Source organism: Bacillus sp. ISL-47, from assembly GCF_018613175.1.
Lineage (GTDB): Bacteria > Bacillota > Bacilli > Bacillales > Cytobacillaceae > Cytobacillus.
The window spans coordinates 8,050-19,190 of the sequence record NZ_JAGGQS010000002.1 but is presented as its reverse complement, the minus strand read 5'-3'; the positions used below and the strand labels follow the sequence as shown (position 1 = coordinate 19,190).

Genomic DNA, 11,141 nt, shown 5'->3' with positions numbered 1-11,141 from the left:
ATAGAAAGAAGGCTGTATTTATGTCAATTGTAAGAAAAGCGCCAACAGGCATTTTGGGATTTCCGACTGCTCCGTATAAAGAAGACGGTTCCTTGGATGTACCTGCACTAACAGCAAATATTCAATTTTTAGTTAAAGAAGGTTTGAGTTCTATTTTCATCGCTTGTGGTTCCGGAGAGTTTCATGCCATTAGCAAAGGTGAGTACCAGGTGATGATTGAAACAGCTTTAAAAGCTGCTGACGGGAAGGTTCCGGTATATTCGGGAGTAGGAGGGAATATTTCATCAGCGCTTGAATTAGTGCAGCTGTCAGAAGATTTGGGCGTGGAAGGGTATTTAATTCTTCCTCCCTATTTAATAACAGGGGAACAGGAGGGTCTTTATCACTATTATAAAACGATTTTGGAACACAGTGAATTGAATGCCATTCTATACCAGAGAGACAATGCGATTTTAAATTTACCAACATTACAGAGATTAGTAGATGAGTTTCCTCAAATAGTAGGGATAAAAGATGGACATGGAGATATGGAATTAAATCTGGAAATCACGCAAACTCTCGGAGATCGATTGGAATACTTAAATGGAATGCCATTTGCCGAAATTACGATGCCTGCGTATTTAAATATTGGTTTTAGAAGCTACTCATCAGCCATGTCAAACTACATTCCACATATTTCAAGGCTTTATTTCGATGCTCTACAAAAAGGAAACCAGGAACTAGTTCGTGATATATATGTCAATGTTTTGCTTCCATTAAACAAAATACGCAAATCCAAAAAGGGGTATGCTGTCTCCCTGATCAAAGCTGGTATGGAAATCATGGGATTAGGTGTTGCCAACACGGTACGGCCTCCTATTGTACCGCTTTCTGAGGATGATTACCGAGATCTGGAATCTGTTATTAAGGCTACATTGGAAAGATATCCAATTGAAAGCAAAGAGAGTATCCGATCGTAATCAGGGATTATAGGATAGGAGGAAATAAATTAAGTACACAAACTCAAATCGAAACATTTAATTTCAGATAGCTAAAAGGCAGCACAAAGGGCTAATCCTGCTAACTTGGGCGGGAAACGGATAAGATCAGCTGGAAACGGGAGGGGGAAAATCCTGTCACTGGGGCGTCAGACGAAGATTTGATTGAGAGAAGGAGTGTTTGTATGAGTGCTAAGGGTATCACTGAGCTGGGAGAATCTGAAGGCGTCAAAACCCATACACCTGTTATTAAAGAAATGATCGTTATTCCGGTTGCCGGACATGATAGTATGCTTTTAAATCTTAGTGGTGCACACGGCCCCTACTTTACCCGCAATATCCTCATTCTAAAAGACAATGCAGGAAATGAGGGCATTGGAGAAGTGCCTGGCGGGGAAGCAATCCGGAAGACTCTGGAGGAAGCAAAGCCACTTGTCCTTGGCCAGCCGATCGGAAGGTACAATAATCTATTAAATTCTGTCCGCAAACAATTCGCTGATCGAGATGCCGGGGGAAGGGGGATTCAGACCTTTGATCTGCGGATAATGATACATGCCGTTACTGCACTTGAAGCGGCACTGCTCGATTTAGCAGGCAAATACCTGGATGTGCCCGCTGCTGCTTTATTGGGTGAAGGGCAGCAGCGCGATGAAGTAGAGATGCTTGGCTATCTTTTCTATATAGGGGATCGGAACAAAACGGATCTTCCTTACTTAAGCGGTAAAAACGTGGATGATGACTGGTTTCGCTTGCGTCATGAAGAAGCGATGACACCTGAGGCCATTGTCCGGCTAGCGGAGGCAGCTTATAACCGCTATGGCTTCAATGATTTTAAATTAAAAGGCGGTGTGCTGAGGGGAGAAGAGGAAATGGAAGCAGTGACGGCTATTGCTGAAAGGTTCCCAAGCGCACGCGTCACCCTCGACCCGAATGGCGCGTGGCTATTGAAAGATGCGATCAGGCTGTGCAGGGACCAGCATCATGTATTGGCTTATGCCGAAGATCCATGCGGAGCGGAAGGCGTTTATTCCGGAAGAGAAGTAATGGCAGAATTCAGGCGCGAGACCGGGCTTCCAACCGCAACCAACATGATCGCAACCGATTGGAGGCAATTGGGCCATGCCATCCAGCTTCAATCAGTCGATATTCCTTTGGCAGATCCGCATTTCTGGACAATGCAAGGATCCGTTCGTGTAGCCCAAATGTGCCATGAATGGGGACTCACATGGGGCTCGCATTCCAACAATCATTTTGATATTTCACTTGCCATGTTCACACATGTGGCAGCTGCAGCACCTGGGAATATTACGGCCATTGACACACATTGGATTTGGCAGGATGGACAAAGACTTACAAAGGAACCGTTAAAAATTAAAAACGGGAAGATAAAAGTGCCTGATCAGCCTGGTTTGGGAATTGAGATTGATAGGGATCAGATTGAAAAGGCACACCAGCTTTATTTATCCAAAGGACTTGGAGCCAGAGATGATTCAGCTGCGATGCAATTCCTCATTTCCGGCTGGAAGTTTGACCCTAAAAAACCTAGTCTTGTTAGGTAGAAAAGAATTTCCGGCTCTGTCTGTGATTCCAGTAAAAAGTGCTTATTCAGCGAGATGGATGGATAAGCACTTTCTATTTTAAAGGCTGTGTTAAAGCGACCTATTGCTTTTTGGCACCCTGTTGATTGATGCGGACATCAGCAGGCACATTTAACAGAGTCATTTTAAAAGATAAGGAGCGTGTATATGGAGAAAATCGAAGATCTATTAAAAGATACTCCGGTTCCCAGAATGATAAAAATCAGACAGAACTTCAAAGCGCCGGAAATTAAGGATACAGCCGAGGCTGTGAGACATGCCATTCTTGAAGCAGGTGTTTTATCCAGGATAAAAGAAGGAGACCGGGTTGCCATCGCAGTTGGCAGCCGGGGAGTGGCGGATATCCCTATTATTGTTAAAGAAACTGTTAAAGCCGTAAAAACGGTTTCTGCTTTTCCATTTATTGTTCCTGCTATGGGGAGCCATGGCGGAGCAAATTCGGAGGGGCAAATCCAGGTACTGAAGGACCTTGGTATCACAGAGGAATCCGTTCTAGCGCCGATCCATTCAAGCATGAGTGTTGAGGAAATAGGCAAATTGGACAATGGGCTTGGAGTTTTTGTTGACAGCTATGCTTTTCATGCAGATAAGATTATTGTCATTAACCGCATTAAACAGCATACCGCCTTTGATGGACCGGTTGAGAGCGGTTTGATGAAAATGATCACAATTGGACTGGGAAAGAGGAAGGGGGCAGATTCAGCCCATAAATATGGCTTTGGCCATATGGCCAAGCATGTTCCTGAAATGGCAAGAATGATCCTTTCCAAAGCCCCGATCATTTTTGGTTTGGCCACGATTGAAAATGCATATGACCGGCCGGCCAAGATTATAGCCATCCCTGCAGAAAAAATAGAAGAGACCGAACAGGAGCTGCTGCTCGAGGCAAAAGCCCTGATGCCCCGTCTTCTTATAAATAAAATGGATGTGCTGGTAGTGGACGAAGTGGGAAAAGACATATCAGGCAGCGGAATGGATCCCCAAATGACCGGCAGATATCCCACTCCGTTCAAAAAGAATACAACCGGAACTGAAGCAGGCCGGGTCGTTATCCTCGGATTGACAAATAAAACGCATGGCAATGCAAATGGAATAGGCTTTGCAGATATCATCACGAGAAAAGTCTTTGATGCGATTGAGTGGGAAAAGGGGTATTTTAATGCGGTAACAAGTACAGTTGTAAATGCCGTAAAAGTACCGATGTTTCTGCCTAACGAAAAGCTGGCCGTTCAGGCAGGTATCAAAACGTCAAATGTGGCAGACCTAAACCAGGTCCGAGTTGTGAGGATTAAAAATACGCTTGATGTGAAAGAAATTTGGATTTCAGAGAGCTTACTGCCAGAAGCAATGGAAATAGAAGAAATAGATGTCCTGTCAAAACCGGCTAAAATGTTTTTTGCCGATGAATATGTAAATGAAATGGAGAGATCGCATGACTAAAGGGATAGCCATTGTGCCCCATTATATAAAAGTCCATCAAAATGATAATGTTGGCATTATTGTCAATCCAGGCGGTTTGAAAGCAGGCACTATTTTTCCATGCGGCCTGAAGCTGGTGGATTATGTTCCTCCAGGACATAAGGCAGCATTGACAGATATTCAACAAGATGAAGCCATTATCCGCTATGGAGAAATAATCGGATACGCCAAGAAAGCGCTTAAAAAGGGAAGTTGGGTAAATGAATCCTCCCTCACCCTGCCCCTGCCGCCACAGCTTGATAAATTGCCAATCGCTACGAAAGTTCCTGAACCTGCCCAGCCTCTGGAAGGATTTACGTTTGAAGGTTATCGAAATAAAGACGGAAGTGCAGGCATCAAAAATATCCTTGGCATCACGACAAGTGTGCAATGTGTTGCAGGGGTGCTTGATTATGCTGTGAAAAAAGTGAAGGAGGAGCTGCTCCCAAAGTATCCGAATGTCGATGACGTGGTGGCATTAAACCATACATATGGCTGTGGTGTTGCTATCCATGCTCCGGAAGCTAAAGTTCCGATCCGAACGATTCAAAGCCTGTCTTCCCATCCCAATTTCGGCGGTGAGGTAATGGTCGTTGGGTTGGGCTGTGAAAAGTTAGTGCCTGAAACCATTTCAGCAAAGGCAAACAAAAAGGATATTGTCAGACTCCAGGATCAGAATGGATTCACGAACATGGTTGCTGAAATTATGGAGACGGCTGAGGAGAAACTTGAAAGACTAAACCGACGAAAAAGAGAAACCTGTCCTGTGTCTGATTTAGTGATTGGTTTACAGTGCGGAGGAAGCGACGCTTTTTCAGGAGTAACGGCTAATCCTGCTGTCGGGTTTGCAGCCGATTTGCTTGTTCGAGCCGGGGCAACCGTTTTATTTTCAGAAGTAACGGAAGTCCGTGATGCGATTCACCTTTTAACCCCAAGGGCAGTCAATGAGGAGGTAGGGCAAGCACTGATAAGAGAGATGAAATGGTACGATGAATACCTGCAAAAAGGTGATGCAGACCGGAGTGCCAATCCATCACCCGGAAATAAAAAAGGCGGACTTTCCAACGTCGTGGAAAAGTCACTTGGATCGATTGCAAAATCGGGCACCAGCCCCATATCCGGAGTGCTGGCTCCAGGGGAGAAAGCAGCAGCGAAAGGATTGATTTTTGCCGCAACTCCGGCAAGCGACTTTGTATGCGGGACATTGCAGCTGGCATCGGGGATTCATATGCAGGTATTTACCACTGGCCGCGGGACGCCTTACGGATTAGCAATGGCACCAGTTATTAAAGTCTCAACACAGAATTCATTGCAGGAAAAATGGAAGGACTTGATCGATATCAATGCAGGCACAATCGCAACAGGGGAAGAAACGATCGAAACCAAAGGCTGGGAACTATTTCATTTTATTCTTGACGTTGCAAGTGGGCGAAAAAAGACCTGGGCTGAACACTGGGGTATACAAAACTCTTTGAGCCTATTCAATCCGGCTCCCATCACATAATACAAGAGTGAAAAAGGACACCATAAGAAAAGGAAACAAAAAGATTCTTCCTTCTTATAGGCGAAAATATAAATAAATTCTCTGAAGCACTTGAAAAATTGTTTGAGTTCCAAAAAGAACCAGAAGGATTCATGATTGAAGGCGTTTTTTCACCCTGAAGCAATCCCGAAAAGACTTGAAGCGGCAGCAACTCGAAACAAAAAACGCTATAACCTTCACAAAGTGGCTGTTCCAGAGAGCAGCCACTTTTCTACTGGATGGAGGGGAAATGAAAATGATTTTTCCCAGACCTAATGAAAGAGCTCTTTCCTAGCAAGTAATAGATCGAATTGTTGAGCTTTTAGTAGACGGAGAACTAAAAGATAAAATAGAGAGCCTTTTTAAAGGAAAAATAAACACCTGCGTGGAAGTTTAATAGGAAACCAAAACGGATGATTAGGAAGGAATTTTGAAATGAGCAAAAAAATTACCTTAATTCATTCCAATAACCTGCCTTCAGTAGATTACGCTTACGCATCTCATGTACCTTCTGGCATGGACTTATACTTTATGGCAGGGGCTTGTCCGCTTGATGATGAAGGCAGTGTACCTGAAGCAAGCGGATATGAAGAACAGGCAAAGCTCTGTGTTGAAAATTTAAGAGCGGCGCTGAAGGAATGTGGTGCTGACCTAAGGGATGTAGCTTATACGAGAGTGCTTGTAGCATCCACCGAGCAGCCTGATTTGGTGACAGTGTGGAACACAGTTAGAGAAGCATTTGGCTCTCACGATGTGCCAAGTACTTTGTCGGGAGTCACCGTTTTGGGTTATGAGAATCAGTTAGTGGAGATCGAAGCGGTTGCTGCTTTATCGAAACAGGAAATGCCAAAATAATATCATGAGGAAAAGGGGATACAGAGATATGCAATTTATTATCACAGCCTATGACGGTACCGATGAGAACGCTTTGGAAAGAAGATTAGCGGCAAGGGAAGAACATTTGCAAGGGCTGGAGAAAAGATTTAAAGAAGGAGAGCACCTATATGGTGGTGCTATTCTTGATGATGAAGGAAAAATGATTGGTTCCATGATGGTGGTGGAGTACCCATCAAGAGAGGAATTGGATCAATGGCTCAAAGTGGAGCCTTATGTCACCGAAAACGTATGGCAGAAAATCGAAGTAAAGCCTTGCAGAATCGCACCCATCTTTATGGGGCTTTATGAAAAATAATGTTTGCTTTTTAAACAAGTAGTGAGGAGTGGTTGATTTCCGCTCCAGGATTCTCAGCGAACCAAGGGGCGGGCGGTGAGCCTCCTCGGCGCGCAGTGCCTGTGGGGTCTCACCTGTCCCACTCCTCCCGCAGGAGTCTCGCACCTTCCGCTCCAATCAACCAACATTATTTATCAAGTTTTTATTCACTAATCTGATCAATAACAACCATCTTTTAGAAAACAGCCAAAATAAAAAAACAAAAGGAGCTCATCAGTAACGGGTTCTTTTACCTGTCACAAAAATCCAATATGTATATTAAAATGACCATCAATTTGTATGTGAATTTGATGGTCATTTTTTATTGATATAACGCGAATAATTATAAAAATAGGCTTGAAAATGTGGTCCAATTTGTATTTCGAAATGTAATGTTACAGAGATTTCTGTTACCTCGCAAATTGGATTGCAAAATGCTGTGTTTTTTAGTTACAAAACTAAGTTTCTCTTTAGCTCTGTGTTTATTCATTGATGATTTTCGTATAGGTATGAGAATTAATAGGCGAAGAATTTCCGCCTAAAGTATATAGAGGAAGCTTAAGGAGCAGAGACAAGCGGAGGAATTCCGGTTAAATGCTCTAAATAAGCCAAAATTCAAAGATTTGGATCATATAAGCGAAAAAACTCCGCTTATTCTTAAGGAAATAGGGGTGTTTCCCATTTTAAACGGAATTTTTCCGGTTATTTATTAAACACAGTGAAATCAACATTTAGTTTTATAACAGTACTTTGGCTATAAAATGCATTATACATTAAATGGCACTTTGTAATATTCTTACATAACAAAATGCCCTGCATTTTGCAGGACAAAATGTATAACAAAAATAAACAGATTTTCAAACGTATTTTTATAAAAAGTGACAGGTATCGGAACCCGTTAGCTCACAGTGAGTTCCTTTTTAAATTCATCAACTTATTTATCTTTTATCTTATCTTCCCACCATCCAAAAGCCACCCTTCCTGATGTCGCGACTCTAGGTGATTCAGGGTTCGATAAGAATACAAGAAAGGAACCGCCAGGAGGGAAAATAAACTTTCCATTTTCTACATCAACGAGTGTCATTTCAGGCTCCGCTCTGCGAACAAAGGCTTTTATTCCTCCGGTTGGCTCACCAGACACATTATTTGCATATTGCAGTTTTACCTTGGGTTTTGGCAGAGGAGTTATTGCGGTATTCGCAGGTGTTACTAACTCTGAGTAAATTGGAGTCCCGGGCGGTTCCGCGTTGAACCAGAATTGGGCCCGGAAGGTTGAATTGGCTACATCCGTAACTGTCCATACATTAACATGCAAATTTACGCCAGAGTTAGGGGGATTATACAGCCTCGCCCATGCGCTCGTGCCTCTTCCAAAGCTCAATTCATCCGCATAGCCTATAAAATACTTTCCTTTTAATGACTGATACAACTCTTGAGGAATGTCTACTGCCTGAATAAACCTATTTTCTTGTTTAGATTTCAAGATTACCCCTTCCTTCCAGTAGAATATGAAATTGAATAACCAAACTGTCTGAAAAATAAGCCAGGGATCTTATTATCATTTAACCAATAGATGAATGGATTAGAAATGTAGCCGGCCTTGTGTCCGTTATCAATCAGCCTATACCCCAAATGTTATGATGATCCCATGTATTTCATTCGTTTAAGTAGAAGCCATTGAATGAATTCAACAAAAAATTCTAATGAATTCTTTTTAAAACTGCTTGGGGCCTCGAAATAATAGCAGTAAACAATGTGTCAATAATCACTTGAGGTAACAGTTTATCGACTTTATTCAAAGGGTTTACATTTACCCCCAAAGGGAAAGATAGGAATAAATTAAGTTGTGAGGGATAATATGGAAACAGCTGTATTAGAGAAGGAAATTAATAGTTATATGGGCCGCCTGTTTCGGGAAAAGTTTGGGCGAGGGCCAGGCAATATTTTTTGTTCTGTATCAGACTCGTTGATCGCCATTTACATAACCGGGTTTCTGACACCACTTGAGAAATCGTTAATGGAACATCAAAAGATTGACCATATCCAGCGGACCAGGGATCTTTTAATGGAAAACTTAAAAGGAGAAATTCAAGCCCAGCTGGGAGAATATATAAACCAAGAAGTGAAGGAAGTTTATTACGACTGGAATCTGGATGGCCAATCAGGAATGGTTCTGGCGTTAATATCGGACCATAACGCAAATGAAAACAACTATAAAGATAGCAAAAAGGTTAATGGTATTATTGATGAGGTCAGCATAGAAGCTGAAAAATCTCCGGAAGTTATTTATTCATTCAAGATAGATGATCGGAAACTGATTGTTGTAAGAAAAGGGATCCTTGTCAGTATTGAAAAGGAATTAATTAAGCTTGGATACGAAGAGACACTCAGAATTGCCAAAAGAAACCAAGAGAAGAGACTGATCGGAGAACATATTACTGCATTAGAAAGTTACTTAAACACAGATGTTACAGATTATTTTATTGATTGGGATTTTGATGGAGATAAGAGTTATATATTATTTATCCTAAAATAACCTTGTTACATGCATTGGAAGGTGTTATTATATGGTAGGTAAATTTTTTTCTGTTTTTCGGATCAAAAGTGAATGGGCATGGTACCGGACATCCATCTGAAAATACAGGACTTGAAATCATAAAACGCTTAAAAACAATTTAAAATAAATTAATTACTGATTAGATGGTTGGGCAAGGAACCAAACATAGGTCAGAAAAGGTTTAAACCCTTTTCTGGCCTTTTTTTATTCCCATTTTTTAGGAGGAGGGTGTGTATACCATTACTAAAAATGAATTAATGTCTTGGGCAGATAACCTGGTAAAGCTGAAAAAAGCGTCCTTAGGTAAGAGCGGGTCGCAAATATTAAAAAGAAGAGAGCTGGAAGACTACCTCGAGAAAGAGGTAAAGAAAAAGAACATAGTCATTAAGAAAAATAACCATCCAACCAAAGCAAGCTATATACTTTGTGATCAAGAACAGGAAGTCATCCTGGAAGTGCTTTACCGATATAAAAGCTATTATACAAGGCACCATGTGTATATTGAAAATGAGGAAGATTAAGGATTGGTTCCTTTTGATCAGCTAATATTACTTTATAAAGTATTAATTAACGATGCATTTCATATGGGGATGCATCTTTTTTTCTATTCTTCAGCAAAATTTGAAGGCATAGTGCCATCTAAAAGTTAAAATCCTCTCCCAGCAGTCAATTGCACTCTAAATAACCAGCAGCGCTGTCCCAATGGTAACCAAAATAGCTCCTGCAATTGTATTCTTTGTTGGCTTCTCTTTTAAAATAATAAAGCTTAAAATCATGGTTAACACTACACTGAACTTATCAATTGGATTGACAACACTAACCTTTCCGAGTGCAAGCGCTCCAAAGTAGCATAACCACGAAAGGCCTGTAGCTGCGCCTGATAGGATGAGAAATAAGTAAGCCTTTTTGGAGATCTGTTTGAGTTCTTTAAAGGTTCCCTGAAAGAAAACAATGCCCCAGGCAAATAGTATAATTACCACTGTACGGATAAAGGTAGCCACATTGGAATCCACATCTTCAATCCCGATCTTGGCTAAAATATTGGTTGCCGCAGCAAAGACTGCGGAAAGCACTGCGAGAAATATATAGGATTTAGTATTAAAGACTTTCTTCTTCGTATCTTTCTTTTTATCTTTTCCTATTAAAACAAAGGTTCCAATTGATATAACAATGCCCCCTGAAACGACTAAAGCCGTAGCCGGTTCCTTGAGAATAATGAATGATAAGCTAATGGTTAGGACCACACTTGCTTTATCAATCGGAACCACTTTAGACACATCACCAATTTGGATGGCCTTGAAAAAACAGATCCACGATAACCCAGTTGTCAAACCTGAAAGGACGAGGAATATGTAAGAATTCATGGATACCGTCAAGATGCTGCCAGTTTGTCCCGTTATAACCACCATCAAAAATGCCATTACGACAACGACTACAGTTCTGACTGCTGTCGCTAAATTAGAATCGACATCCTCGATTCCGATTTTCGCAAGAATGGCAGTAAAGGAAGCAAATAATGCAGCCAGTAATGCTAAAATAATGCTCATATTTATGAAACTCCATTTCTGAAGAGGCTAATGTGCTTAGTTTAGTTTGTTAAAGTACACACGAAATATTCATTATTAAGTGAAGGTATGTTTTAAAGAAAAGGCTGTCTGAGCTGTTTAGCAGCTTATTAATATAGGCTCTTTTCGTATAGATTGTTGTTGTTTTTGGACTCTAAAGCTTGCCCGTTGATTTCCGCTCCAGTTACTAGCTTTCCGCGGGGAGGAACAGAGCTCCTCGGCGTTTCACGTCTGCGGGGTCTCCCGCTCCCTCT

The 11,141-nt window shown here is 41.6% G+C and carries 11 protein-coding genes; 9 read left to right on the top strand and 2 right to left on the bottom strand.

The features are described from left to right. Window positions 1-20: 20 nt before the first annotated feature. The 7 genes from kdgD to J7I93_RS00770 all read left to right on the top strand — a co-directional run bounded on the left by kdgD (window position 21) and on the right by J7I93_RS00770 (window position 6,747). Window positions 21-959: a 5-dehydro-4-deoxyglucarate dehydratase gene (kdgD, locus tag J7I93_RS00800; protein WP_214722540.1), complete on the top strand. Its 939-nt coding sequence runs from the start codon at window positions 21-23 to the stop codon at window positions 957-959. A gap of 203 nt (window positions 960-1,162) precedes the next feature. Then, window positions 1,163-2,536 (top strand): glucarate dehydratase, encoded by a 1,374-nt coding sequence (gudD, locus tag J7I93_RS00795; RefSeq protein WP_214722539.1) that lies wholly within the window; start codon window positions 1,163-1,165, stop codon window positions 2,534-2,536. Window positions 2,537-2,722: 186 nt separating this feature from the next. Further along, window positions 2,723-4,015, top strand: a complete 1,293-nt coding sequence (locus J7I93_RS00790; protein WP_214722538.1) for a nickel pincer cofactor-dependent isomerase, group 22 — start codon at window positions 2,723-2,725, stop codon at window positions 4,013-4,015. After that, window positions 4,008-5,537 carry a galactarate dehydratase gene (gene garD / locus J7I93_RS00785; protein WP_214722537.1) on the top strand — a complete coding sequence of 510 codons (1,530 nt, stop codon included), beginning with the start codon at window positions 4,008-4,010 and terminating at the stop codon, window positions 5,535-5,537. The genes J7I93_RS00790 and garD overlap by 8 nt, the downstream gene beginning before the upstream one ends. Window positions 5,538-5,672: 135 nt before the next feature. Next, window positions 5,673-5,831 carry a hypothetical protein gene (locus tag J7I93_RS00780; protein WP_214722536.1) on the top strand — a complete coding sequence of 53 codons (159 nt, stop codon included), beginning with the start codon at window positions 5,673-5,675 and terminating at the stop codon, window positions 5,829-5,831. A gap of 159 nt (window positions 5,832-5,990) precedes the next feature. After that, entirely contained in the window at window positions 5,991-6,410 is a 420-nt protein-coding gene (locus J7I93_RS00775) for a RidA family protein (RefSeq protein WP_214722535.1), read from the top strand. A 28-nt stretch (window positions 6,411-6,438) separates the two neighbouring features. Next, the gene (locus J7I93_RS00770; protein WP_214722534.1) at window positions 6,439-6,747 is read left to right on the top strand and encodes a YciI family protein; all 309 of its coding nucleotides are present in this window, start codon (window positions 6,439-6,441) and stop codon (window positions 6,745-6,747) included. 952 nt (window positions 6,748-7,699) lie between these two features. On the opposite strand, the gene J7I93_RS00765 is transcribed toward J7I93_RS00770, so the two are convergent. Next, window positions 7,700-8,248 (bottom strand): DUF6143 family protein, encoded by a 549-nt coding sequence (locus J7I93_RS00765; protein WP_214722533.1) that lies wholly within the window; start codon window positions 8,246-8,248, stop codon window positions 7,700-7,702. A 375-nt stretch (window positions 8,249-8,623) separates the two neighbouring features. Here J7I93_RS00765 and J7I93_RS00760 point away from each other — a divergent pair, with 375 nt between their 5' ends. Both J7I93_RS00760 and J7I93_RS00755 read left to right on the top strand, forming a co-directional pair. Beyond that, a complete protein-coding gene (locus tag J7I93_RS00760) occupies window positions 8,624-9,301 on the top strand; it encodes a Na-translocating system protein MpsC family protein (protein ID WP_214722532.1) in 678 nt (225 codons plus the stop codon). 251 nt (window positions 9,302-9,552) lie between these two features. Continuing rightward, window positions 9,553-9,843, top strand: a complete 291-nt coding sequence (locus tag J7I93_RS00755) for a hypothetical protein (protein ID WP_214722531.1) — start codon at window positions 9,553-9,555, stop codon at window positions 9,841-9,843. Between the two features lie 156 nt (window positions 9,844-9,999). On the opposite strand, the gene J7I93_RS00750 is transcribed toward J7I93_RS00755, so the two are convergent. Beyond that, complete coding sequence (locus tag J7I93_RS00750; protein WP_214722530.1) at window positions 10,000-10,869, bottom strand: EamA family transporter; 870 nt, start codon at window positions 10,867-10,869, stop codon at window positions 10,000-10,002. Window positions 10,870-11,141: the final 272 nt, after the last annotated feature.

What these genes read in the sequence shown, in the direction of transcription:
- kdgD (WP_214722540.1), top strand. Translation starts at nt 21, where the DNA reads ATGTCAATTGTAAGAAAAGCGCCAACAGGCATTTTGGGATTTCCGACT.
- gudD (WP_214722539.1), top strand. Translation starts at nt 1,163, where the DNA reads ATGAGTGCTAAGGGTATCACTGAGCTGGGAGAATCTGAAGGCGTCAAA.
- J7I93_RS00790 (WP_214722538.1), top strand. Translation starts at nt 2,723, where the DNA reads ATGGAGAAAATCGAAGATCTATTAAAAGATACTCCGGTTCCCAGAATG.
- garD (WP_214722537.1), top strand. Translation starts at nt 4,008, where the DNA reads ATGACTAAAGGGATAGCCATTGTGCCCCATTATATAAAAGTCCATCAA.
- J7I93_RS00775 (WP_214722535.1), top strand. Translation starts at nt 5,991, where the DNA reads ATGAGCAAAAAAATTACCTTAATTCATTCCAATAACCTGCCTTCAGTA.
- J7I93_RS00770 (WP_214722534.1), top strand. Translation starts at nt 6,439, where the DNA reads ATGCAATTTATTATCACAGCCTATGACGGTACCGATGAGAACGCTTTG.
- J7I93_RS00760 (WP_214722532.1), top strand. Translation starts at nt 8,624, where the DNA reads ATGGAAACAGCTGTATTAGAGAAGGAAATTAATAGTTATATGGGCCGC.
- J7I93_RS00750 (WP_214722530.1), bottom strand. Translation starts at nt 10,869, where the DNA reads ATGAGCATTATTTTAGCATTACTGGCTGCATTATTTGCTTCCTTTACT.